Annotated in this window: 17 protein-coding genes and 1 pseudogene; 9 read left to right on the top strand and 9 right to left on the bottom strand. The window is 42.3% G+C overall.

Annotated elements, in window-relative coordinates; genetic code table 11:
- Nucleotides 1-67: 67 nt before the first annotated feature.
- Together ACWATR_RS06550 and ACWATR_RS06545 are read right to left on the bottom strand one after the other, a co-directional pair.
- Entirely contained in the window at nucleotides 68-742 is a 675-nt protein-coding gene (locus ACWATR_RS06550; RefSeq protein WP_460330633.1) for a response regulator transcription factor, read from the bottom strand.
- A 151-nt stretch (nucleotides 743-893) separates the two neighbouring features.
- Nucleotides 894-1,997, bottom strand: a complete 1,104-nt coding sequence (locus ACWATR_RS06545) for a sensor histidine kinase (protein ID WP_460330630.1) — start codon at nucleotides 1,995-1,997, stop codon at nucleotides 894-896.
- A gap of 464 nt (nucleotides 1,998-2,461) precedes the next feature.
- Between ACWATR_RS06545 and kdpA the strand changes: the two genes are divergently transcribed.
- From kdpA to ACWATR_RS06525, 4 genes are all read left to right on the top strand, one after another.
- Nucleotides 2,462-4,147, top strand: a complete 1,686-nt coding sequence (kdpA, locus tag ACWATR_RS06540) for a potassium-transporting ATPase subunit KdpA (protein WP_460330627.1) — start codon at nucleotides 2,462-2,464, stop codon at nucleotides 4,145-4,147.
- A 441-nt stretch (nucleotides 4,148-4,588) separates the two neighbouring features.
- Nucleotides 4,589-6,694, top strand: a complete 2,106-nt coding sequence (kdpB, locus tag ACWATR_RS06535) for a potassium-transporting ATPase subunit KdpB (RefSeq protein WP_460340242.1) — start codon at nucleotides 4,589-4,591, stop codon at nucleotides 6,692-6,694.
- Nucleotides 6,695-7,030: 336 nt separating this feature from the next.
- Nucleotides 7,031-7,630, top strand: coding sequence for a K(+)-transporting ATPase subunit C (kdpC, locus tag ACWATR_RS06530; protein WP_460330624.1), 600 nt, complete (start codon nucleotides 7,031-7,033; stop codon nucleotides 7,628-7,630).
- Nucleotides 7,631-7,705: 75 nt separating this feature from the next.
- Nucleotides 7,706-8,863, top strand: a complete 1,158-nt coding sequence (locus ACWATR_RS06525) for a universal stress protein (protein WP_460330621.1) — start codon at nucleotides 7,706-7,708, stop codon at nucleotides 8,861-8,863.
- A gap of 4 nt (nucleotides 8,864-8,867) precedes the next feature.
- Here the strand turns inward: ACWATR_RS06525 and ACWATR_RS06520 are convergent, their stop codons facing one another.
- Nucleotides 8,868-10,367, bottom strand: coding sequence for a carotenoid oxygenase family protein (locus ACWATR_RS06520; protein ID WP_460330618.1), 1,500 nt, complete (start codon nucleotides 10,365-10,367; stop codon nucleotides 8,868-8,870).
- A gap of 133 nt (nucleotides 10,368-10,500) precedes the next feature.
- On the bottom strand, nucleotides 10,501-11,916 hold the full coding sequence (locus tag ACWATR_RS06515) for a folate/biopterin family MFS transporter (RefSeq protein WP_460330616.1): 1,416 nt from the start codon (nucleotides 11,914-11,916) through the stop codon (nucleotides 10,501-10,503).
- A 527-nt stretch (nucleotides 11,917-12,443) separates the two neighbouring features.
- On the opposite strand from ACWATR_RS06515, the gene ACWATR_RS06510 reads away from it, so the two are divergent.
- The 4 genes from ACWATR_RS06510 (at nucleotide 12,444) to ACWATR_RS06495 (ending at nucleotide 17,882) form a co-directional block, all read left to right on the top strand.
- Nucleotides 12,444-13,643, top strand: coding sequence for an anhydro-N-acetylmuramic acid kinase (locus ACWATR_RS06510; RefSeq protein WP_460330614.1), 1,200 nt, complete (start codon nucleotides 12,444-12,446; stop codon nucleotides 13,641-13,643).
- 105 nt (nucleotides 13,644-13,748) lie between these two features.
- Nucleotides 13,749-14,195, top strand: a complete 447-nt coding sequence (locus ACWATR_RS06505; RefSeq protein WP_460330611.1) for a hypothetical protein — start codon at nucleotides 13,749-13,751, stop codon at nucleotides 14,193-14,195.
- 343 nt (nucleotides 14,196-14,538) lie between these two features.
- Nucleotides 14,539-15,552 carry a glycosyltransferase family 2 protein gene (locus ACWATR_RS06500; protein WP_460330608.1) on the top strand — a complete coding sequence of 338 codons (1,014 nt, stop codon included), beginning with the start codon at nucleotides 14,539-14,541 and terminating at the stop codon, nucleotides 15,550-15,552.
- Between the two features lie 776 nt (nucleotides 15,553-16,328).
- Nucleotides 16,329-17,882, top strand: a complete 1,554-nt coding sequence (locus tag ACWATR_RS06495) for a serine/threonine-protein kinase (protein WP_460330605.1) — start codon at nucleotides 16,329-16,331, stop codon at nucleotides 17,880-17,882.
- Nucleotides 17,883-18,542: 660 nt separating this feature from the next.
- Here ACWATR_RS06495 and ACWATR_RS06490 read toward each other — a convergent pair.
- The 5 genes from ACWATR_RS06490 to abc-f all read right to left on the bottom strand — a co-directional run bounded on the left by ACWATR_RS06490 (nucleotide 18,543) and on the right by abc-f (nucleotide 24,053).
- Nucleotides 18,543-18,740, bottom strand: a complete 198-nt coding sequence (locus tag ACWATR_RS06490) for an NblA/ycf18 family protein (RefSeq protein ID WP_041565841.1) — start codon at nucleotides 18,738-18,740, stop codon at nucleotides 18,543-18,545.
- Between the two features lie 634 nt (nucleotides 18,741-19,374).
- Nucleotides 19,375-20,112: a Stp1/IreP family PP2C-type Ser/Thr phosphatase gene (locus tag ACWATR_RS06485; RefSeq protein ID WP_460330601.1), complete on the bottom strand. Its 738-nt coding sequence runs from the start codon at nucleotides 20,110-20,112 to the stop codon at nucleotides 19,375-19,377.
- Nucleotides 20,113-20,129: 17 nt separating this feature from the next.
- Complete coding sequence (locus tag ACWATR_RS06480) at nucleotides 20,130-21,815, bottom strand: ABC1 kinase family protein (RefSeq protein ID WP_460330598.1); 1,686 nt, start codon at nucleotides 21,813-21,815, stop codon at nucleotides 20,130-20,132.
- Between the two features lie 201 nt (nucleotides 21,816-22,016).
- A complete protein-coding gene (locus ACWATR_RS06475; protein ID WP_069069376.1) occupies nucleotides 22,017-22,343 on the bottom strand; it encodes a DUF6825 family protein in 327 nt (108 codons plus the stop codon).
- A gap of 96 nt (nucleotides 22,344-22,439) precedes the next feature.
- Nucleotides 22,440-24,053: a ribosomal protection-like ABC-F family protein gene (abc-f, locus tag ACWATR_RS06470; protein ID WP_460330596.1), complete on the bottom strand. Its 1,614-nt coding sequence runs from the start codon at nucleotides 24,051-24,053 to the stop codon at nucleotides 22,440-22,442.
- 414 nt (nucleotides 24,054-24,467) lie between these two features.
- On the opposite strand from abc-f, the pseudogene ACWATR_RS06465 reads away from it, so the two are divergent.
- Nucleotides 24,468-25,148 (top strand): annotated as a pseudogene (locus ACWATR_RS06465) (Uma2 family endonuclease).
- Nucleotides 25,149-25,153: the final 5 nt, after the last annotated feature.

Here is a 25,153-nt window from a genome sequence, read left to right as displayed (position 1 = left end):
GAGCAGGGGGAGAATAATAATGACCAATGCCCAATGACAAATGACAAATGACAAATGACAAATAAATCTAATTAATCAACAATTCTGGTGCTACCAATCCTTTTTGGATAGCTAAGACTGCGGCTTGAGTGCGATCGCGTACTTCTAGTTTCTGTAAAATAGCATGGACATGAACCCGCACTGTACCAGGAGCAATGTAGAGTATCTCAGCAATTTCTTGATTGCTTTTGCCAGCCGCTACCAGTGCCAAAATTTCTTGTTCCCGCTTCGTTAAGGGATTTTCTAAGGCTTCGTCAGTTTTTGTCGACTGCACCGCCATAGAGTTGCCTTCAAAAGCGGCTCTAATTTCAGTTGTTGCTGTTTGATCCCACCAAGAAGCGCCCGCTGCAACCGATCGCACTGCCAATATTAAAGACTCAGCAGGAATACCTTTAAGGCAGTAACCTTGGGCACCGGCGGCAATTAACCGCGAAATCAGGGGTTTTTCAGAACGAGATGTTAAAACGAGAATTGGTAAATTTGGGTGCTTCTGCTTGATTTGACGGCAAGCCTCAATCCCGCCAATTCCTGGTAAACCTATATCCAGCAAGACCAAATCTAGAGGATAGCGATTTGCCAATTCTACAGCTTGTTCCCCATCTTCTGCTTCTGCGACAATCTCCAAACTGGTTTCTTGTTGCAACCGCATCCGTAGACCAAGCCGAAATAATTCATCATCTTCAACTAGTAAGATTTTTGTCATTTGTCATTGGTCATTGGTCATTTGTCATTTGTCATTTGTCATTTGTCATTTGTCATTTGTCATTTGTCATTTGTTATTGGGCATTATTATTCTCCCCTGCTCCCCTGCTCCCTCTGCTCCCCTGCTCCCCCTGCTCCCCTGCCTCCCCTGCTCACTCCTCAACTCTCGGTGGTGGACAAGCTGGGAGTCGAAAACCAAATAGTGCGCCTCGTGGTGAACGATTCTCTGCCCAAATTGTACCCCCATGAGCAGTAATAATTTGTCTGGTCAAATAAAGCCCTAGCCCAGATCCGGAAACGTGGCGATCGCTATTTCCTTGATAAAATCTCTCAAATAAGTGGGGTAACTCTTTTTCGGTAATGCCGGAACCAGTATCGAGTATTTTTACCACTTGATCGCTAGAATAACCTTCAAATACTACTTCCACTTTACCGCCACGAGGGGTATGGTTAATGCCATTACTCAGGAGATTGGTGAAGACTCGCCCAAGTTGCAAAGAATCGCCATTTACCCAAAGAAAGCTCCGAAAATCTGATTCGCCATAGTGCAGAGAAATATAAACCTGACGTGTTCTCGCTAGTTCGGTCAGGGTAGCGATGATCTCCTCCGCCACAGTCACCAAGTTAACTGGTGATATCTGTAGTTTCAGCCCTTCAGTATCATTGCGGTATACATCTAAAAGTGTTTGGACTAATTGCAGTGTACTGCGATGACTACGAGCCATTGTTTGTAGGACTTTTGCTTGTATTGGTGTGATTTCACCAAATTGCTCATTTTGAAAATATTTCAGCGTTTCAATTGCTCCTAATAGGGGTGTTTTCAAATCATGCGTTAGGGTAGAAACAAAATCTTCACGCATGGTAGCCAGTTGTTCTTGGGAGCGTAATTGTGCTTGGGTATAAGCGATCGCTTCTTCATTGCGGTGGTTGCGGTCACTTAACCAACCCGTTACCATCAACGCCAATACTGCAATCAGCCGATTTGACAACGTTGGGGGATCAATTATTTCTCCTCCAGGGACAAACAAATTCAACAATGTTAATCCTGTAGCGGCAAGAGTGATCCCCAATACTGCTTTCCGATTCAATCGAGAATCTGCTAATAAAATCGTTCCTGTGTAGAGGTAGCCAAATACGTACTCAGGTGGTGTCAAATATTCCAAGACTATAACGATCGCAAAAGCGATCGCTATTAGCCCATATATCTCCCTACGTTCATTTATAGGTTCTTTCATAGTCAATAATCGACTTAACATCGTCATTTATGATTTACTAAAAAATCGTGACTATACAATCTGGATAACTATTTAATTCACCAATTATGATCTATCTGTAATCTATATCTGCAAACGCCAACTTTGAGAATTAACCCGAAAATTACGATTATCCAGATGCAGGAAAGGAGACTGGGAACTGGAGACTGGGTATTTGCCCACAAGGAGCAGGGTATATACCACAATCTTCCTAATCCCTAATCCCATTAAGAAAATCCTCTGGGATATTTATATTCTTTGAAAGTAGCAAACTTTGAAAATGTATTGTATAAACAAATAATCCTAACTAGTTGAGATAGATGAATTAAGAGTAAAAATTAAATATTCTTAACAAAAACTTTAACAAGTATCTGGAAAATAGTAATAACTGAAAATAGTAAATCCTTAAATCTGTTATTTCTAAGAATTGGCTTGCTAGCACTTAAATTTAATTTAGCGCAAGATATATGGGACAAGGTTTTTTGCAAATTAGCTTAACGCTGTGTATTGTGATAGCAATCACTCCACTATTCGGAAAATACATAGCGCGTGTCTTCTTGGGAGAAAGAACACTGCTTGATTTTTTAATGAACCCCATAGAGCGAAGTATGTTCGTACTTGCGGGTGTTCGGAGGAAGGATGATATGACAGGTTCGCAGTATATCCGGGCTGTACTTGTTACTAACCTTGTCATGGGGATTTCAGTATATTTTTTGATATATTTTCAGAGACTCTTACCCTGGAATCCAAACGGCTTCGGTGCGCCCACCTGGGATGTATTGCTACACACAACGATTTCATTTGTTACCAATACCGACCAGCAACATTATGCTGGTGAGACAACCTTGAGCTATTTTAGCCAGGTAGCGGCTTTAGGCTTTTTGATGTTCACCTCCGCAGCTACCGGTTTATCTGTGGGAATTGCCTTTATTCGCGGGTTGACTGGTAGAAAGTTGGGTAACTTTTACGTCGATATCGTGCGTGGAATTACGCGAATATTGCTACCGATTTCGATTATTGGCGCGATCGCCTTGCTTATCGCAGGTGTACCACAAACATTAGCTAAGACTATGGATGTGACAACCTTAGAAGGCGGGACGCAATATCTTGCCAGAGGCCCGGTGGCATCCTTTGAAATGATCAAACTTTTGGGCGAGAACGGCGGAGGTTTTTTTGGCGTAAACTCAGCTCACCCCTTTGAAAATCCTAATGGCGCTTCTAACTTGATAGAAATGATCGCCATGATTTCTATACCCGCCGCTTTGATTTACACCTACGGTATATTTGCTAACAACATCAAACAAGCTTGGCTACTTTTCTGGATGGTGTTTGTAATTTTTGTAGTTCTGGTGGGAGTGACAGCCGTGGGAGAACTGCAAGGTAATCCCCTGGTTAATAACGCCTTTGGATTAGAACAACCCAATTTAGAGGGTAAAGAAGTTCGATTTGGCTGGGTACAAACGTCATTTTGGGCAGTGATGACTACCGCTACTATGTCTGGTGCGGTGAATGGGATGCATGATTCTTTGATGCCATCAGGATTATTTTCGACCCTCTTTAACTTGTTTATCCAGGTTATCTGGGGTGGTCAGGGAACTGGAACAGCTTACTTATTTATTTACTTAATTCTCACAGTGTTCCTAACTGGACTAATGGCAGGACGCACCCCAGAGTTTTTAGGACGCAAAATTGAAAAGCGGGAAATCGTCCTTGCCAGCGTAGTGTTGTTGATTCATCCAATTCTAGTTTTGATTCCCAGTGCGATCGCCTTGGCTTATCCCATCTCCCTATCTGGAATTAGCAACCCTGGCTATCACGGCATTTCCCAAGTAGTTTATGAATACGCCTCAGCAGCAGCAAATAATGGCTCCGGCTTAGAGGGGTTGGGAGATAACACCCTATGGTGGAACTTGAGTACTTTAGTTAGCTTAATAGGAGGACGCTACATTCCGATAATTGCCATCCTACTCTTAGCTGACGGCATGTCTCGCAAACAACCAGTCCCCGAAACCCCTGCTACCCTAAGAACAGATTCTCTGGTATTTACCGGTATCACGGCTGGAGTGACACTGGTTTTAGGAGTGTTGACTTTCTTTCCCGTTCTAGCTTTAGGCCCCATAGCAGAGGGTTTAAAACTAGCATCTGGCAGTTAGAAAATTTATGAGTTATTAGTTATTAGTTTGCAATTCAGAGAATACCAAAAAATAAATTATCCGGTTTCGTAGGAGAGCCAGCGCGTTGCGGTGTTAGCGATAACGTAATGCACCATCTGATGAAGGTGCATTAGGCATTCTACAGGTTGGATCTTTTTTTCATTGGAAGTTCCCAATAACTCCTAACTCTAAGCATGTCAAATTTATGTGTAGCTTGAATTTCATATTCGTTCAAACAAAATTTTCACTTGTTCTTTTAGAATTTTGAAAATTCTGACTTCAGAAGCTCAACTTCCAAGTTCTGAGCTAGTAATGAATACAAGACTCACCTTGGCAGCGCTACTCCTAACCTCCCACACCCCCCAAACTATGAGTGAGAAATCCGGGCTAACTCCTAACCCCTAACTCCTAACTCCTAACTTCTAACTCCTAACTTTATTTATTAATCCAGTGGCAACTAACTCCAAAGCTAGACGCCCAAATTCTCGTTCTGGCGATCGCCGCCAAGAACGTAAAAAGACCAGGGCAAGTAATAAGTGGCTGTACTTAAGGGCAATTAGAGATGCTTTTGTCAAGCTCAACCCTAAGTATGCAATTAAAAATCCAGTGATATTTGTGGTTTGGGTGGGGACAATCATCACCTTATTGCTGACAATCGATCCCAACCTATTTGGTCCAGCCCTGCAAAAGAACCCGCAACTTTTCAACGGTTTATTGTCGGGGATTTTATTCTTTACAGTTTGGTTTGCCAATTTTGCCGAAGCATTGGCAGAAGGACGGGGTAAAGCCCAAGCCGATGCCTTGCGGTTAACGAAATCAGAAACGATCGCTAAAAAACTTGCTCCTGACGGCACAATTAGTGAAATTTCATCCACCAGCCTCAAACAGGGCGATACCATCTACGTTGTTGCTGGCGATATCATCCCCGCTGATGGCGAAGTAGTTATGGGTGTCGCCTCAGTGGATGAATCGGCAATTACTGGAGAATCCGCACCAGTCTTAAAAGAATCAGGCTCCGACGTTTCTAGTTCCGTCACTGGCGGGACGCGGATTATCTCAGATGAACTAATTATCCGCATTACTACTGACCCAGGCAAAGGCTTTATTGACCGGATGATTGCCTTGGTGGAAGGGGCAGAACGGAGTAAAACACCCAATGAAATTGCCCTGACAGTATTGCTGGCAGTTCTGAGCTTAGTATTTTTGTTAGTCGTGGTAACTCTGCCCGCACTTGCATACTATGTCAATAGTCCAGTCAGCGTGCCAATTTTGATTGCCCTATTAGTGGCATTGATTCCTACAACCATTGGCGGCTTGCTAAGTACCATCGGCATTGCTGGTATGGATCGAGTTGCTCAATTTAACGTCATTGCTACTTCCGGACGAGCAGTCGAAGCATGTGGTGATGTCAACACTTTAGTTCTCGACAAGACAGGTACAATTACCCTCGGCAACCGTTTAGCGGAAGAGTTTATTCCCATCAACGGTCATTCAATGTCGGAAATTGCTAACGTTGCCTGGGCGGCTAGTGTCTTTGACAATACGCCAGAAGGTAAATCCATTGTCCGACTGGCAGAAAAGTTAGGCGCACGGTTTGATTTTGACTCCAACCAAGCAGAAGGAGTCGATTTTTCTGCCAAAACACGCATGAGTGGTACTAATTTACCTGGTGGGTATGAGGCGAGGAAGGGAGCAGTAGAAGCCATTAAAGGATTTGTCCGTTCCCGCAACGGACGTAATCCGCCAGAACTGGATGCTGCCTATGAACGAGTTTCTCACCTGGGAGGTACACCCCTAGCAGTTAGCCTCGATAACGAAATCTATGGGATTATTTATCTCAAAGATATAGTTAAACCTGGTATTCGCGATCGCTTTGAGCAACTGCGACGGATGGGAGTGAGTACCATCATGCTAACTGGCGATAACCGAATTACTGCTTCTGTCATTGCCAGAGAAGCTGGGGTTGATGACTTCATTGCTGAAGCTACACCAGAAGACAAAATCAGTGTTATTAAAAAGGAACAAGCAGCAGGCAAACTGGTTGCCATGACAGGAGATGGGACTAATGATGCTCCAGCATTAGCCCAAGCTAACGTCGGCGTTGCTATGAATACAGGAACGCAAGCTGCCAAAGAAGCCGCCAACATGGTCGATTTAGACTCCGATCCCACAAAGCTGATCGATATCATTAATATTGGCAAACAATTGTTGATTACTCGTGGAGCATTAACGACATTTTCTATCGCTAATGATATTGCTAAATACTTTGCAATTATCCCAGTGATATTTGTCGCTGCTAACCTGCAAAGCCTGAATATTATGAATTTGACTAGCCCTAAATCTGCTGTACTATCAGCGCTAATTTATAATGCTTTGATTATTCCTGCTTTGATTCCCTTGGCATTAAAGGGTGTGCGGTTTAGACCGCTGACAGCGAATCAGCTACTCCAACGCAATATCTTAATTTACGGCTTAGGTGGGGTGATTGCGCCGTTTATCGCCATTAAGCTGATCGATATACTGATTACAGTTGTAGGCTTGGCTTAAGGACAGCAAAAGTAAAGACGCTGTGAAACTAGCACATCTTGATCAAAGTAAAATAATAAACATTTTTACTTTTACCTGTTGAGAGGGAGAACAAGAAGAATATGAATAAACATCGTTTTTACTCAGCACTGCTTCGGCTATGTCCTTTGTTTGGTCGCAATGGCATAAACAACACCTATCACTCGCTATTTTTATCCTGCTGTGCTTGAATGTGGTAACTGCCCCAGTTGTTTATGCTGTTGCTAACAGCACCCTGAAACGTTCTACTGCGTAGGCAAAAGAATTAAAAAATTAAAAATTAAAAATTAAATTCTAGGAGCAATTGGAAAACTTTTTATGGCTATTATTCGAGAAACCATCAGAGCCATTTTTATAACTCTAATGCTTTGGTTGTTGACTGCAATCATCTATCCTCTGGTAATCCTTGTAGTGGGTCAAGTCTTTTTGCCTTATCAAGCTAATGGCAGCATCATGCTGAATCTAAATAATGAACCCATTGGTTCGGCTTTGATTGGTCAGCTGTTCACATCTGAGCGATATTTCCATCCTCGTCCCAGTACTGTTAGATATAGCCAAGGCAAAAGAGCCAGGCCAACTGGCATATCTGGAGCCAGTAATCTCGCTGCTAGCAATCCAGAGCTACTGAAGCGGATTCTAGAACAGTCAAATCAATTGCGAGACGAAAATCTTCAACCGATAGCCGATATAATTTATACCTCTGCTTCCGGTTTAGATCCACATATTTCTTTCAGAGCAGCACGACAACAATTGACACGGGTTGCTGGTGCGCGGGGAGTAAAAGAAGATGAGATTCTACCTTTAATTAATAAGTATACTGATGGCAGATTTTTATGGATTTTTGGTGAGCCAGGAGTCAATGTTCTGCGATTGAATTATGCTCTTGACTTGCAAGATATTAATCGTCAGCAAAATTAATAAAAGTGAATGGGGCATGGGAAAAGGGCCGTTTTGCGATGAAATAGGATTGCCATACAGATAACGAAGAATGAAATGTCAGACAATAGTAATGCTAGTTCGGCTGGCACTGCACCTTTAAATTCTGGAAGTTACTCGCTTTATCCGGCACGACGACGGGGAAAGCATAAAATATTTATTGGCATGGCTCCTGGGGTAGGTAAAACTTACCGAATGCTGGAAGAGGGACATGCACTCAAGCAGGAAGGAATTGATGTCGTTGTTGGGCTTTTGGAAACTCACGGACGGAAAGAGACGGCTGAAAAGGCAGAGGGACTGGAGATTTTACCCCGTAAGCAATATCCTCGCGGTGAGTTGACGCTAACGGATATGGATACAGATGCTATTTTAAAGCGATCGCCTCAATTAGTCTTAATCGATGAACTTGCCCATACCAACGTCCCTGGTTCCCCACGCGAAAAACGCTACGAAGATGTAGAAGTAGTTTTAGCAGCAGGTATTGATGTCTACTCCACAATGAATGTCCAGCATTTGGAAAGTCTTAATGACTTAGTAGCTAGAATTACAAGTGTGATAGTCCGTGAGCGTGTTCCTGACAGGATTCTGGATGATGCAGATGAAATAGTGGTAGTTGATGTCACTCCGGAAACTCTGCAAGAACGATTGTTAGAAGGAAAGATTTATGAATCGCAAAAAATCCAACAATCCCTCGATAACTTTTTCCAACGCCGTAACCTGATTGCTTTGCGGGAGTTGGCTTTGCGGGAAGTAGCAGACAACGTGGAAGAAAATGCGATCGCTACTACCCCCAATGGGCAATTTTGTAATATTCACGAGCGAGTTTTGGTATGTGTATCCACTTATCCAAACTCAGTGCAACTGTTGCGCCGGGGTGCAAGGTTGGCTAACTATATGAACGCGCCGCTTTATACCCTATTCGTTGCCGATCCAGAACGCTTCCTTAGCAAAGAGGAAAGCTTACACATCCACACATGTGAGAAACTCTGTAAAGAATTTGAAGGTACTTTTATTCGTGTTACCAACAGTAACGTAGCTAATGCGATCGCAGAAGTTGCCGAAAAATATCGGATTACCCAAATTGTAATTGGAGAGAGTCAGCGATCGCGCTGGCAAATGCTCATCAAAGGATCTTTGACGCAAAAATTAGTGCGCTTGCTCAAAAATATCGATTTACATATTATTGCCAGCGAAAAAATGGTTTCACCCAAATAAGGAATCAAATTTCCTCAAAAACCTCAGAAGTAAAGCTCCCATGTAGACCATAGGGGATATGATGTTTCAAATGTAGTCGCGCTATTACTCCTTTAGAGAAATCACTAGCATCCAAAATTACCACATCTGAGCGGTGATGAGCAGCATCATAAACCAAAGCTAATACCCAACCATCATCTTCCTTTTCGGAACCTGGGCGCGGGACAAAAATCGGTTCACCCACAAAACCACGGGGTGCAGCACTCCATATTTGTCTTTCTCCAGACTCTAAATCAATTTTCAGCAATGCTTGTAAGGGAGCATTACCAGTCTCAGCATGAGCCGCACCTATATATAGATATCGATAAGAGCGTCCCACATTCGCCGGATGTATGCTAGGAAATTCACAGCAGCGGCTATCAATCAATTCTCGTCGGACTATCCCATTCTTTAAATTCAGATGAAATCGCCAGAGTTGCCCAGGTGAATTCGCCTCAAAATCAGTTTGTCGAAAATCGCTTTTGGGTTCCACTTCTGGTAAATCTTGGTAGCAAATGGAGTCAATCAAAACTTCCTCTCCCACCTCAAAAGCATTAACGTGGTGGAAGACGAAACCAGACTGAGTTTCCAGAATTTTCATCTCTTCTTGCCCTTCTTTAGGGAAGCGGGGAATAATTAGAATTTGAGTTGGCTGATTTGCCTGAAATTTAATACATTCTCCTGCCGCACGTATTCCCAAGGCAAAAGGTATGGGATTGAAGGTGACAGGATTTTGAAAGAATATACAGTAATTGGGAGTAATGACAAAATCGTGAATAAAACAGAAACCTGGAACCTTATGAGCGTGCCGTCTGATAATTTCACCCGTTGGGTTTAGCTCAAAAATATTAATTGTGGTGGATAATCCTGGCTTAATCGAGAAATTTACCAGGCAAGATGCACCTCCATCTTGATCGCAATTTTTTTCCAAACGGGGATGTGCAGCGAAAGCGTCACCTGGTGATAAAACACCATTAAAATATTCATTCCCCAAGGTTTCAAGAGTGTAGGGATCGAGGCGATGTGCTTCAGATCCTTCCCAGAGTGCTAGCAGTTTACCACCCCAATAAATAACATTTGTATTGGCGATATTTTTGAGTTTGAAGTCAAAGATATTAGCTAGCCAACCACCAGGTTTTTGAGTACCAAAAGTACCGCGGTAGAGAATTTTTCCCGCCTTTTGCTCTGCCAAATAGCCAGTTGTACGGACAAAGCGGTTGCGAAAATGGGCACGACCATTAGTAAAGGTAATTTTGCTAATCATCCCGTCCCCATCAAACGGGTGATGGAGAGATTGCCCATTCACATCCAGTAAACCAGGGCCATTTCTAAACAGCGTACCTTGTAATTCTGTAGGAATTTGCCCTTCTATATCATCAATCCAATAATCAAATTCTTGGGTGAGAGATTGATATCCTCCTTGCCAGTCTGCACGAGTGTAGGATTTTTCTGTAACTAAGCTATCTTGACTTTTAAAACTCTGCATATACTTGGTTTATTATTGTTACCTGATACAAAAATATGTAGCCGCTAAAATTAATTTTTTTGCAACTTTACGCCGCCAGTTAATACAACAGCAAAACAGCAGACTGGCTTGAATTTGCATGAGATTTCTTACACTATTCCACTATTTTCGACTCTGATTCTCTCAGTACCAACTCAGACATCAAATCAGGCAAAAACGGTTGTTCAGAATCTTTGGGTGTCTCAGTTTGTTCCTCAGCAGCAGGTAGCCAATTGATAAATGGTAGAGGTAACAGCGTGCTGAGGTTAGTAATTACCACCAATAGCCAAAGTGACTCAAAGTTCGTTGCGGTGATCCCCAGCCAATAGGTGATTAATGCCCCGAATGCATGGGAAACCGTTGCTGCTGAATTAAACACCGACATTAACAAAGCAAATAATGTCGCTTCCACTCCAGGGGGACAAAGCCTTGCTGCTAGAACCATCACTTGCATAAAGGCAATTTTCCCCATCACAGTGAGAATAAGACTATCACCTAAACTAAACCAGTGGTCATCTATACCTAACAGCCTGTTTGTGTGAGTCACTAACAACAGCATTGTCATCCCCAAAATTGAGGAAAGCACAGTACTCCAAGCAAAAATCACCCGAAAAGGGATGCTCTTGAGGAAACGTTGAAAAATCCAAACACCTGCCAAAGAAGCGAAACTTCCCACCAAGTTTACCCGCCCTAAAAATTCTGGTTCAAAGTGGAGTTCGTTGGTAGAGAAGTAGAAAAAGGCGGAGTCAGCATTTGGGGTAGCTTGCCAGATGAAGACAAACGCCGTTGGTAGCCAAATTCTTTTTTGGGTAATGGCTTGGCGTAGTTGCTTCAGTTGATCTTTGATTGCTAAAGGGTTGGTGTGATTACTATCTTTAGCATCTTTGCTGACAGGGGACTCAGCAATTAACCAAGCTACCCCTGAGACGATGAGAGGGAAGAGGGCGGTAATTCCAAAGACAGTACGGGTAGTAAAATATTGGAGCAGCAGACCACTGAAGTATGCTGTGATTAAACCTCCGATCGCAGAAGCACCCCAACACAGAGATTGTAGTGAACCGGCTTTCGCTTGGGATTCGCCTCTGGCTCGTTCCACAACCAGCGAGTCAACTATCACATCACTCATGGCGACAGACAGAGAACCAAGAGCGATCGCTAAGGTAGCTGCCCAGCTAGTATGAACTATTGTGGCCAAACTCACCCAGGAAACAGTTCCCAATATCCCCGATAAAATCAAGTAAGGACGCCGACGATAGCCAAATATAGGCAAGCCATCAGAGATAAAACCAAACACCGGCTTGATCATCCAAGGCAGGAAGACAATTCCCAATAGCGCCGATACCTCGACTGGACTCAGCAGCAGTTCATCTTTGAGGAAAAAGCTCACGGCTAGACGTGATAACCCTAAAATTCCTTGGACAAAGTAAACGGTGAGAATTGCAATCAACTCAGCATTGGGTTCATTACCCAAAAAGATTTTTTGTGTTAATGAGTCTTTGATCTTGGACAAGCCAGATGATTGAAGCACCATTCGATAAATATTTTTTAAGTTTTATCTACTTTTCTATCATATCGATTCTTAAGAACCTGGGTTTTAGGATCATTTCTATCCCAAGTTAAGCCTGTGGACAATGCCCACATCTCTAAGCAGGAAGCAATTCGGGCATTATCCAAGTGTTGCACAGCCGCTGATCATAAAATAAATGGGAAAAAAATTAGGGCGAGCTTACTTAAGCTCGCCCTAATTTTTATTGAATGTTGACTTTTCACTGGAACTTTTGAAATCCAGGTTACGGCACGCTACGCAAACGTAGAGCCTGGGTAAGGGTGTAAAACAGTCTCCATAAATAGTTTTCAGCCTTAGATTATGTACTTCACTAACTTGAAATCTGCTGTAAATAGAAATAGATTTGTGGTCGTTGTTATTGGTTTTGAGATTCTTCCCTTGCTCTGTCTACTCGTCTTTATCCAGTTAACTATGCCATCTGATATTTTTTTGACATAGCTAGTAACATGAATTAAACTACCTCTTGCTAATCAACAAAAGAATCTTTATCAATGCATCTGACTGAAGAAGCTGCTGTCCCTACTCGCGTTATCGGTTTAATTAGTGGCACGTCCGTAGATGGCATAGACGCTGCTTTGGTAGAGATTTCCGGTACAGAATTGGATCTCAAAGTTGAGTTGCTAGCGGGGGTAACATATCCTTATTCAGCCGAACTCAGAGAAAAAATATTGGCAGTTGGTGCGGGTGTTGCCATTTCAATGGCAGAATTGGCAGAAATAGATGATGCGATCGCAATCGTCTTTGCCCAAGCCGCTCAAAATATTCAAATTGATCATCAGCCAGCTACTCTCATTGGCTCCCACGGTCAGACAGTTTATCATCGACCACCTGCGGATAGAGGAATAGAAAAGAAAAGCACTCCCCACTCCCCACTCGGTTATAGTCTGCAACTAGGGCGCGGTGAATTAATTGCCCATCTTACGGGCATTACAACTGTGAGCAACTTCCGTGTTGCTGATATCGCTATTGGTGGTCATGGTGCGCCTCTCGTACCCAGAGTAGATGCCTATTTACTCAGTCATCCCCAAGAGGGGCGTTGTATTCAAAACATTGGTGGTATTGGCAATGTTGCTTATATTCCGCCTCGACATGGCGACTGGCTCTCAAAAATTCGCGCTTGGGATACTGGCCCCGGAAATAGTCTATTGGATCTGGCGGTAGAGCATTTAAGCGCTGGTACTAAAACTTACGATGAAGATGGCAATTGGGCAGCGAGTGGTACTCCTTGCCATCCATTGGTTGAACAATGGCTCAACCAAGACTACTTTCATCTACCGCCGCCCAAATCCACTGGGCGAGAGTTATTTGGTGTTACTTACCTGCATCAGTGTTTAAAAGATGCCCAAGCATACCAACTTAATGCTGCCGACATACTGGCAACTCTTACCGAACTGACAGCTGCTTCAATTATTCATAGTTACCGCACTTTTTTGCCGGAAATGCCACAACGGGTACTATTATGTGGAGGTGGTGGTCGAAATCTCTACTTAAAACAAAGATTACAGTTATTGTTGACATCAATACCAGTCTGGACTACAGATGAAGTCGGCTTGAGTGCAGATTTTAAAGAAGCGATCGCCTTTGCGGTTTTAGCCTACTGGCGACATTTGGGCATTCCTGGCAACCTACCTACTGCCACTGGGGCACCTCAAGAAGTGCTTTTGGGAGAAATTCATCAAAGTCAGTCTTGAGTCCTGATTAGGGAGTGGGAAAAAAATTCCTAACTTCAAACTCTTAACTCAGCACTGCTATAACTGTAGTCTTGGCGGCACTCGATCAAGACAGGGAATATAAAAGTGGCTCATACTTTTTTATTAGAACCAGGACGCTGGGCAATGGAAGGAAATTGGCTGGAACGTAATGGTACGCCAATCAGCGTCAAGGGTATGACCTTGGTAGCTTGGAATCGAGATAACTGGTTCACTATGGCTACAAAACTGATATTCCCAGGTAGCGATCGCTCAGAAATCTCTCTCCAATACAAGGGGCGACTACATGAGGGAGAACGACAGTATACTTTTTTACTACAACATAATATTTGGGGGCAAGTTGAAGGTGAAGGCTGGATTGGTCTAGATACGATTGTGCAGCGTTACTGGGTACTAGGCGATCGTCAGCGTCGTAGTGGCTTTGAGACCCTACATCGGATTTCGGAAAATACATATTACCTCAGTAGTGGCATCTTAGCTGGTCATTTTTTAGCTAACACAATGGAAGCTAGCCTAGAGCGTCAGTCAACCTAACCCGCATTTCTCACAAACTTCAGGCGTTTGATAGAGCAGAGGGGCAAAGGGTAAAGAACTTGGTATTTGAACTCTCCCCTGCACAAGCGCAGGCTTTGAGAGGTGTGGTGAGAAATCCGGGCTAAGAGCAGTACTGCCTGCTGTGCGTCTAGAGTGGAAGCCTGGCGCTCAAAAAACTCTGGCAACGCATTGCTTTCCTAACGTTCAATGTCTCATGCCTTACCTTGAGGAATCATCATTTATTCTCACTTAACTACTGAGTTGTATACTAAAAAATAAATTATCAAATTATCCTTAGACTTTTAGTATTTTTACCGAACCTTGTAGTCTGGAGTCCAGTTTCATGAATCCTAAAGTCTCTGTCATTATCCCCGCTTATAATACTGAAGCTTATATTGCGAAGTCAATAAAGTCAGCCTTAGAGCAAACACTTACGGATATTGAAGTTATCATAGTCGATGATGCTTCAAGTGATAAAACTGTAGAAGTCGCTAAAAGTTTTACAGACCAACGTCTCAAAGTTATTGTTAATCAACAAAACCTTGGGGCTGCTGCTGCACGAAATCGTGCCCTTAGAGCAGCCCAAGGAGAATGGATTGCTGTGCTTGATTCAGATGATTGGTATGCTCCAGAAAGATTGTCTAAGCTTGTGTCACGAGCAAATGAAATCAATGCAGACATGATTGCCGACGATGTTTATTTAATCAAGGATGGTGAAACATCCCCTTGGAGCACATTGATTCAAGAAAGTGGAGAAAGTATAGAAAAAATCCTCCAAATTGATATCGTTTATTTTGTAGAAACTGATGTCTATGGACAACCAGGATTGCATCTTGGTTTAAGCAAACCTCTATTCAAACGAGAATTTTTGGTTAAGCACGGCATCGAATATGATGAAGACATCAGAATGGGTCAAGACTTTTGGCTTGATATGAAATGCTTAATCAAAGGAGCTCGCTTTTTTATTGAGCCAAAACCTTATTATTTCTACCGTTCGCGCCCTGGCTCTCTTGTACATCAAAACCAATTACCACGTCTAAATCAATACTGCAAAGCTACTAATACCTTCATGCAACAAGAGGTTGTGAAAAAGAATCCAGCTTTAATGCACGCTCTATCTTATAATCTTGCAGTCTATAAGAAAAATCTCGCTTACCTTCAAGTTGTAGAGCCTATAAAACAAGGAAAATTTATCACAGCATTGACAGAAATTAAGAACAATCCAGGCTTTCTTTATGATTTTATTTCCCGATTAAACAAAATTATTGAGCGTCGATTTCAATACTATGTAATGGGTAATAAATCAAGTTTTGACATTTATCCCAACATACAGAAAAAACGAAAAACTACCAATTAGTAGTATGACAGTTTTATTAATAAAAATGCATCATTACATAGTTTCAAAATGAGCCTAAAGGTCAAAACTATGGTCAGGCAATAAGACAATTTTTTAATAGTATTGGGTGACTATAGATTAGCTACTACATAAGCAAAGTCTGCCTCCGTGGAAAGCATACCAATTCAAGGGTTTGATGATCTGCGGAGGTGAGTTTTGTCTGTGTAGTCAAGCCAGTTCGGTCTTCTCCGAATATAGAAGGCTCGTCTCGCACCGAAGGAGAGACGCTCTAGCGTGTAGTGCAGCCTCTCGTATAGAAGAGACTGCACTCTGCACTCATTACTCAATTTTCAGAACTCTGTGGTGAGTGTGGTACTTCCTAATTAAAGTTTTTGGCATACCCCAGAGTTATCTATTTAGTCAAAATTGGGCAAAATAAAACTACACCACAATTAAAGTGCAAAATGGTACAAAGCATCATTATAAATCTACCTTTTCTGCTTGTTTGATTTAGCATATTGCACCAGTTGTAATAACCGTCTTGGTTACAAACTGCTAGATTATGGCTTCAATCCTCTAAAAGACGACTGAAAAAGCTAGTACAGCACCGCCCAAATAGAGCAACGATTGAAAATCGCACAAAAGCCTATCCTATAAGCTTTTTGCCTTTTGACTTCCGACTTCTAGCTTGCGGTACGAGCGTAGAAAGTCATTTCTAGGCGCAATAACTCAGATATCAGTTTGAATGCACTTTTCCTCCCAAACACTTACAACCTGCTTTTGGATTCAAATTTTCTATGTCAGACCCCAACATTGGTCGCTTACTCAGCAAACGCTACCAACTCCAGGAGTTAATCGGTACTGGAGCAATGGGTCGGGTTTATCGTGCTAAAGATACTTTGTTGGGAGGTGTACCTGTTGCGGTTAAGTTTCTGGCTCTCTCAATCCAAAATGAAAAGATGCGATTGCAAGACCGCTTTGAGCGAGAAGCAAAAACCTGTGCTTTATTAGGGCAAAAAAGCATCCACATTGTCCGAGTTATGGACTATGGCGTAGATGACAATAACACCCCGTTCTACGTCATGGAATATCTACAAGGACAAAGCCTGAACAATATTATTCGCAAGCAACGACTGCCTTTACCAAGATTCTTGAGTATGGCGCGTCAACTCAGTCTGGGATTACAGTGCGCCCATGATGGCATTCCAGTTGATGGTACTATTTGCCCAATTATCCATCGTGATGTCAAGCCAAGCAATATGCTGGTGATTCAAGATCCCAGTTTTGGAGAATTGGTCAAGGTTCTAGATTTTGGTATTGCTAAATTATTACAGTCAGATGGTGACCATACAAAATTCTATTTGGGGACATTGGCTTATTCTTCTCCCGAACAAATGGAGGGTAAGGAATTAGACAACCGTGCTGATATTTATAGTTTGGGCGTCATGATGTTTGAGATGCTCACAGGCAAAATGCCACTGGTAGCACCAACTCACTCTTTTGGAGCATGGTATAAAACACATCACTATCAAAAACCACGTTCTTTTGCTGAGGTTGCGCCTGGATTAGAACTACCAAAAGAAATCGAAAATTTGGTGATGAGTTGTCTAGCTAAACTAGCACGCGATCGCCCCCAAAGTATCACAGAAATTCTCAGAGTTTTAGCATCTCTAGAAAAGCCTGAGCATACACGCAAAATTCAGCAAGACAGCCATGCTCTAGTTCCTTCTACTACAGCTAGCCCTGAGCTTGAACAAAAGACTAAAGCCGATTTGCGGGTATCCTGGTCAAACGATGAAATCGCTCGTGCCATTTCCTGGCCCCAAAATAAACCAATTGCCGATATTGTCTTTCCCCAGACCATTCACACCAATGGGGAGATTTTACCGGCCCTATGGGTGATGCTACCACAAGAAGAAATTCAGAAGCGCTTACTCTGTACCCGTTATAACCAATTTCTTTTCATCTCTATTCCTCATCCCATGTTGCTATGGATTACTGTCATCTATAACCGCAAGCATGGTGCTAAATGGTTGCCTTATTACCTTGATCTCAAAAGCAGTCTTGGTCAAGAAATTGCCAGGTTACTCCAGCACACAGGTTACTACCGCCTTTTATTCTTTGCACGAGAAACACCAAATCGCTGTACCCATATCTTACTTTCCAGCGTCGCTTCTGCCCAGCGCCAGCGACTACAAGAGTGGATTGCAATGAGCAACACCTTAATGTCCTCTGCTGATCCACAAATCAGTAAAAGCTTACTCAAAAGCGAGTATGAAAAGATTAAGCCTCAAATTCTAACAAAACTAGAAAGTATTGATACAGATTCTCCATACGATCTTTCCAGCTAGTACAACACGGCGGAAATAAACCAATCATTCCAAATCAACGAAACCCTTATGCTGTATTCATTTTTAATTTTTAATTTTTAATTCCGCCTTGCGGTACTAGTAGTCTGTCAATCCAAATTTGACGGATTAGGACTGACACAAAGACGCGGAAAACTTAAAACAAAGCAAACTTGCCTTGACAGACTACTAGGAATAATTTCTGAATGTTACGTGTTTTAGATGTAACTAAGGGGTCGGGACTCAAAGAATGTAAACTTTTATAAACAAAATATATATAAAGATGTAAGTTCTAGTTATATGTATAAAGAGTGAAATCACTAGCTGCCCAATTATTGCTGTCTAAATTCTCTCTGAATATTCCTCTGTATATATTCCAGGAAATTGTCAATTTACGCAGGTGTGATTCTCAGACTAGACGAAACAAGAAGAAGTTTGGCTAAAGCAAACAGCAATTTTAGTCTACAAAGCTGAAATTAAGTCTAGACTCCAACAGATATGCCGTAGACAATGTTACTCATTCTTAGTTAATTTCGTGGATTGAACTTTTGCACAGCTCTTGTGGAATTATTTATCGAAGTTGACGCCCCGACATCCCCAGCTCTTTTCCTCCTTGGAACCAAGCAAGAGAAGGAGGTCGCCCACTGCGACATCAGAACGACTCTATGCCATAGTGGAACCGGAATCTAAGCCCCACTGGTGCTTAAGAAGCTCTTGATAAGTTGCCTCGCGCACAACCATTTGCTCATAGAGCTTGACTAAAAAGTCTTTAGCTTGGTCGTGGCTCATATTTTGTACCTGAGTAGCAAATGAGCAGATGCTGAATTGCTGTTCCAAGGATAGTTTCATGGGTTGATTCATAGTTAACTCCGAAAAAACAACGCGTAAAGGTGATATCGCTCACAGAAGTCCAAATGGGATAAGATTTGGACTCATATCTGTCCAACATTTGTTCCTCCGTATTACGAAAGATAACAATTGTTTGACAGATTGCCCACATCCGAAATGTGGACTTTTTCTGCTCTGATATCTTGCACCTAATCCTACTGATATACCACCCAAGTTAGCTGAACCATATTCCGGAAAATAGGCTCTATTTAGCCTCGAATAAGTATATCTACCTCCCTGATTCCTTCTTGCTTCGCACAATTCTTCTTTGAGGAGAAGAACAAGTGCTATGCAAAACCCGTCTTAGTTTTTCTCTTTAGAAAACCTAAGATGCTTTCTCCTCCAGTATGGAGGAAGCTTCGGAGGGCGGAGATTTTAAGGAGGTTGGGGAATTAATGGTAATAAGCGTGAATTATAGTCGCTTTACCTTATTACGTGCAAGATGTCAATTAACCAATTTATGCAAATCTAGCCTCTTTAGGTCATTTTAGAGGCTAAAAATATTTGTATCAAATTGTAAAAAGGAAAAATGCTCACACTGAACAAATTACTGAGTATATTTACCAGATTTGTACTTTGTCCTTTGTCCTTGGAAAAAGAGTAATAACTAATGATTATTTTCTTCGAGTGAGACGATGACAACTGTAATGTTATCGTGCCCTCCATGCTCTTTGGCAGCCTCAATTAGAGAGATGGCAGCTTTATCAAGCCAAGGACTATCTTTGAGGCAATTAGCAATCTTTTGCTCGACAAGTTCTTCTGTAAGACCATCACTACATAACAGCAAGCGATCGCCAGCTTTTACATCTAGTGGTTGCACATCAATCTGATGCAAGTCTTCACGTCCCAAACAGCGCGATAATACATGACGAAAAGGATGTAATCGTGCTTCATCTAAAGTGATGTCACCGATTTTGATTGCTCGTGCTACCCAAGTGTGGTCTTCCGTTACCTGCTCTAAGTGTGACTCCCGCAAGCGATACAGCCGTGAATCGCCAACATGAGCGCACCAAGGCGACTCTGGGGCACGAAAAATTACTGCTACAACCGTTGTACCCATGTCAGCGCGTTCGGGATGGTTTTGCTGATCCTGCAAAATCGCTTCATTAGCTCCCCACAAAGCTTGCTCTAGCAATTCTTGAGAAGATTTAGAAGATTCCCAATTTGCTACCAAATACGCCTGAATTTCTCCAGTAGCAATGCGACTTGCTTCTTCACCTCCGGCATGACCACCCATTCCATCGGCGACGACGAAAAACCGACCTTCTGGGTCGATATAGTAAGCATCCTGATTAGTAGAACGAATAAGTCCCGGATCGCTAAAACCCGTGAAATTAAGTTTCATAATTTTTTTTGCAACAATTAATACATACGATCGTAACGGTCGAGGCGTAAAAGTAATCGGATCAGGATCACTGAGAGCGCTGCTGCAATTAAACCTGGCAGCAGTGCCAACCATACATAATCCTTAACCACTAGAATAGTAGCTGAAAGCGTGAAACCGCTGATTAACAGAGCATAGCTTATTGAGAGCTGAATACTGCTCTGTCGTCGCAGCAGGCGTTCAGTTTCTATAGACCGAACGCGCAAGCGCATGTCTCCCTGCTCTAGCTTCTCTAGTGTATCCTCTAATCTACGTGGTAGACCAAAGGCGGTACTACTTACCTGAGCTGCTTGGCGACTTAATTCGTTAAGAAAGCTATTCCCCTCAGAACCATTCATATCGGTCATAAGTTGCATTGCATATGGTTTGGCAACTTCCATAAAGTTAAACTCTGGATCTAGACCCTTGCCTACCCCCTCCAGAGTAGAAAAGGCTCGCATCACAAAAGTGAAAGTTGCAGGAAATCTAAATGGCTGATTATAAGCTATTTCGTAAAGGTCGTCACTGATTGCCGCGACTGATTGGTTTTCAAAGGGCTTATCCATGAAATTGTCCAGCATATACTGGACGGAACGCCGGACTGGCCCCATGTCATCGGTTGGGGCGATCGCACCTAAATCGATGAGAGACTGCACAACGCGATCGCCATCTTTTTGGGCAATGCCAAACAGTGTTTGCATCAGTCCTTCGCGGATGTTGGACTTAATCCGCCCCATCATACCGAAATCGTAGAATATTAGAGCGCCATTTGCACTGACGGCAATATTGCCTGGATGAGGATCGGCGTGGAAAAAGCCACTATTGAGTAATTGTAGTAAGTAGGCTTGAGCGCCTTGACGAGCGATCACTTTTCGATCCAAACCCGCTGCTTCTAAAGCTTCGTATTGGCTAATTTTAATTCCAGGGAGATATTCTAGCGTGAGCACTCTGGACGTGGCGTAACGCCAGTATACTTTGGGGACATTCACCCAATCATAGCCACGAAAGTTCCGGCGAAAAGTATCGGCGTTACGACCTTCGTTAAGATAGTCAATTTCTTCCCAAAGAATGCGGCAACATTCTTCATAAATACCCAACCAATCTCTCCCTCGTCCCCATTTGGGATGGTTTTGAAAGTAGCGGGTAATTCCTTTGAGAATCTGTAAATCTATTTCAAATAACTTCTTTAGTCCAGGACGTTGCACCTTGACAACAACCGATTCCCCAGTATGTAGCACCGCTTTGTGTACTTGCCCCAAGCTAGCGGCAGCTAAGGGAATAGGTTCAAAATTATGGAAGAGTTCAGGAATTTTTTTGCCTAGTTCTTTCTCAATGATCGCTTCTACTTGCTCATAGCTAAATGCCGGTACTTTGTCTTGTAACTTTGCTAGTTCTTCTACATATTCACCAGGGAATATATCAGCACGGGTAGAAAACAGTTGCCCAACTTTGATGAAGGTTGGACCTAAATCCAGTAGGGTATTGCGAATCCAAACCGCTTGGGTTTTGCGTCTTGCAGCTTGCTTTGCGTCACTCACACCACCCGGATAACTCCAAGATTTGTTGTATAGCCAAAGTTTGAACAATAAGGTCAAGACAAAAGACCAAATGTCCACAAAACGCCGTCTGCTAGAGTATTTTTCCCGATTCCAACGGTATGCCTTCTCTGAATAACCTTGTTCCATATACTTTGTGTACCGTTGGTTTGCAACCGAATCACTTGGAAGAAAAGACACTCTGATTCCTAAACTGTTTTTTTCTTAAGTGTCCTTTGTCATTTGTGTTTTGTCATTTGTCTTGTGTTATTCGTCCTTTGTCATTCGTACATAATTTTTCACTAATGACTAATGACCAATGACCAATGACTAATGACTAATGACTAAAATTTATGCAGAAGTTCGGCGATAATGTTGCAATTCTGTTCGTAATAGGGCAATTTCTGCTCTTAATTCGTCAATATCTGCTTGCAAGTCACCGGAATCAGAACTGGTTTGTCTAGTACCTGTAGTAGATTGACCAGCATTAGCTGATTCTGCTGCCCGATTTGCCCGTTCTAGGACTTCTTCTGTAAACTGGCGCAGTTGCTCTCTAGCTTCTGCATCAAATTTGCCCAGATCGCTCAAAGCATCGGTCAAGGCGACCTCTAAACGCTCATTAACTACTTCTGCTACCGCTCTGCCTACGAAAAAGGCTTGCACAAGGGGATTACTCATAAATTTTTGTTACGTTGCACCGCAAGAGAATTATAACTTGCCTGTATGCTTTGCGGCTTCTATTGTAGAGCCAGAAATTTGGCGTTGGCGATCGCTTTATTTATGACATTCCAGCAACTCTCGATAATATTGCTCTGGTGTACTTGGTAAATAAGCCGTCATTTGCAAAGTTTGTTCCCTCAATTTGAACCCTTGAGTAATATTAATCCGGCTGAGGAAATCGATATCGTGGGAAATTACCCAAAGCGCTCCTTGGTAATCATTGATACCTCTTACCATTTGTTCAACGGTTTCAATATCCAGGTTATTAGTTGGTTCATCGAGAATCAGTAGATCGATTTCTGAGATACTGATCATAGCGATCGCTAATCTTGCCAATTCCCCCCCACTCAGTATGGAAGCGCTTTTGTGAACGTCATCATATTTAAAGAGGAAGTGTCCCAACTGTTGACGCAAAAGCTGATAGCTGAGATCAGAATTGGCAGCTTGCATATTTTCCAGAATTGTGTATTGCCGATTTACAAGCTCGTAGCTTTGATCTAGATATACAGCTTTCATGGCTGATGCTAGCAAAACCTCACCTGAGTCCAACACTGCTGTTTGGTTCTCCATCCCCAAAATTCCCTTTACCAGACTCGATTTACCAGAACCGTTTGCGCCGATAATGGCTATGCGATCGCCAGATGATATGTGCAGTTGAATATTTTGAATCAACAGACGTTCTGATACTTTAAGATTTGCACCCTGGATATTGATTAGATTTCGGTGCTTGTGATTTTTTTCTTCTAGCTGAATACTCGTTACTTTGGTAGTTTTGACCTTTGTCTCTGCAACCTTTTGATTAGCCTTTGCTACTGCTGCTGCATGTTTCTTTTTCGCAGTTCCGGTAGACGCTTCAGCTTTGGTTTTAATCAGGCCTGCTGCCATTCTATCAATACTACCATTGAGAAACTTGGCGCGACCGTTGCGACTAGATTGGGCTGCACGTTGCTGTTCTTGCATCGCTGTAGCTTGGGTACGTTTGAGTTCCTTTCTGGCGGCTTCGTGCGATCGCAATGCTGCCTCTAACTCTATTTCTTTCTGTTCTCGATACTGAGAAAAATTGCCTCCATATACCTTTATTCCAACAGGTGTCAGTTCCCAAGTGACATCTGTAACTTGGTCTAGGAAAAAAGGTTTATGTGAGACAATCACAAAAGCACCCGTAAAATATTGAAGAAACTGCTTTAAACTTTCTAACGCTTGCAAATCCATGTGATTTGTTGGCTCATCAAGTAATAGCAAGTTTGGTTCTTGAGCTAAACCGATTGCCAGAAATAGTTTAGTAAGTTCTCCTCCACTCAAGTTAGTAATTGGTAGATAAAAATCAACATTTGTATCAAATTTTGTTTGCAGGATATCCTCAACCTTCCACCAATTATCAGAGATATAAATCAAAAAATTAAGTACTGTATCTACTGTAATTTCTTGTCTGACAGTACTTATTTGTGGCAAATAATAGACAACACCATTACGCCAAACTGAGCCTGTATTGGGGCTAATTTGACCTACAATTATCTTGAGTAGGGTTGATTTTCCTACCCCGTTCCGACCGACTAAAGCAATGCGATCGCTCGCATCGATACTCACATGAACTCCTTGAAATAAAGTTCTGTCTAAGCTGAGATTATAGGCTAAATTCTCAGCTAACAATATTGATTTTTTCGGCATTCCTCTCAAACCTCAATTCGCAAACTTCCACCCGCATTTTTCCAAAAGCTGCGGGTAGATTAGACACAAAAAACCAGCGCAGACAATCGTCAAGCGGTTCTATGTAGATAGGAGTAATAACAATATTTTTAGTACATGACTATGTGAAGTAACCCTGTCAAACTAGTTGCGTTTATTCTTTGTTGACATTTGTTGCTTTCGCGCAACGGGTGTTTGGTACTAATTCATTTGAGCTATCTCGCTGGAGTTGTGATGAGGTTTGATATTGACTACAGTTTAGCATGAAGGAATTTCGGAAAGCGAAGATGCGATCGCTTTTTTCTTCTCTTTGCCCTCTGGGCCTCCGCGGTATGCGATCGCTAACTACAACACTGCTAAAATAAATCCATAACTACTTGATGCCCTATCCATTCTATGACCATAGCTCAAGAATTAGATGATCAAAAAGGCATCTGCCAAGATGTTATATTTCCCCCTAGTGATCTATATAGTGACGAGCCTCCTTTGGAAAGCGAACTATATTTAGAGCAGATCATGCTCTTACTCAAATGCCTAAAATGATTGTGGCGAGATAGAAATGATTTCTATGCGGCGGGAAATCTGACTATCTACTACAGTCCACGCCAACGAAAATCAGAACACTTCCGAGGGCCAGACTTTTTTGTAGTATTCGGAACTGAACGCAAAACCCGTAAAAGTTGGGTAGTTTGGGAAGAAGATGGTAAATATCCGAATGTAATTCTGGAAATTCTGTCTGACTCAACAGCTAATACTGACAAAGATTTAAAGAAAAAAATTTATCAAGATACCTTCCGCACACCCGATTATTTTTGGTTCGACCCTTTCACACAAGAATTTGCAGGATTTCATTTAGTAGATGGAGAATATCAAACTCTACAACCAAGTGAGCAAGGATATTTATGGAGTCATCAACTAGGATTATATCTGGGAGTTTATCAGGGACTATTGCGGTTTTTTACACGAGATGGGCAATTAGTACCAACACCTGAAGAAGCCGCAGAACAAGCAGAACAAAAGGCCGAACGTTTGGCAGCAAAACTGCGCGAGTTAAATATCGACCCAGATACAATTTAAGTTAA

The organism is Nostoc sp. UIC 10890, from assembly GCF_054786515.1.
The sequence above is the reverse complement of the archived record's forward strand: the minus strand, read 5'-3'. Positions and strand labels throughout refer to the sequence as shown.

Bases quoted from the DNA above. Each gene is read 5' to 3' on its own strand.
- kdpA (WP_460330627.1), top strand. From the start codon at position 2,462: ATGGGACAAGGTTTTTTGCAAATTAGCTTAACGCTGTGTATTGTGATA.
- ACWATR_RS06495 (WP_460330605.1), top strand. From the start codon at position 16,329: ATGTCAGACCCCAACATTGGTCGCTTACTCAGCAAACGCTACCAACTC.
- ACWATR_RS06550 (WP_460330633.1), bottom strand. From the start codon at position 742: ATGACAAAAATCTTACTAGTTGAAGATGATGAATTATTTCGGCTTGGT.
- ACWATR_RS06485 (WP_460330601.1), bottom strand. From the start codon at position 20,112: ATGAAACTTAATTTCACGGGTTTTAGCGATCCGGGACTTATTCGTTCT.
- ACWATR_RS06500 (WP_460330608.1), top strand. From the start codon at position 14,539: ATGAATCCTAAAGTCTCTGTCATTATCCCCGCTTATAATACTGAAGCT.
- ACWATR_RS06475 (WP_069069376.1), bottom strand. From the start codon at position 22,343: ATGAGTAATCCCCTTGTGCAAGCCTTTTTCGTAGGCAGAGCGGTAGCA.
- kdpC (WP_460330624.1), top strand. From the start codon at position 7,031: ATGGCTATTATTCGAGAAACCATCAGAGCCATTTTTATAACTCTAATG.
- ACWATR_RS06545 (WP_460330630.1), bottom strand. From the start codon at position 1,997: ATGTTAAGTCGATTATTGACTATGAAAGAACCTATAAATGAACGTAGG.
- abc-f (WP_460330596.1), bottom strand. From the start codon at position 24,053: ATGCCGAAAAAATCAATATTGTTAGCTGAGAATTTAGCCTATAATCTC.
- ACWATR_RS06480 (WP_460330598.1), bottom strand. From the start codon at position 21,815: ATGGAACAAGGTTATTCAGAGAAGGCATACCGTTGGAATCGGGAAAAA.
- ACWATR_RS06490 (WP_041565841.1), bottom strand. From the start codon at position 18,740: ATGAATCAACCCATGAAACTATCCTTGGAACAGCAATTCAGCATCTGC.
- ACWATR_RS06525 (WP_460330621.1), top strand. From the start codon at position 7,706: ATGTCAGACAATAGTAATGCTAGTTCGGCTGGCACTGCACCTTTAAAT.
- ACWATR_RS06510 (WP_460330614.1), top strand. From the start codon at position 12,444: ATGCATCTGACTGAAGAAGCTGCTGTCCCTACTCGCGTTATCGGTTTA.
- ACWATR_RS06515 (WP_460330616.1), bottom strand. From the start codon at position 11,916: ATGGTGCTTCAATCATCTGGCTTGTCCAAGATCAAAGACTCATTAACA.
- ACWATR_RS06520 (WP_460330618.1), bottom strand. From the start codon at position 10,367: ATGCAGAGTTTTAAAAGTCAAGATAGCTTAGTTACAGAAAAATCCTAC.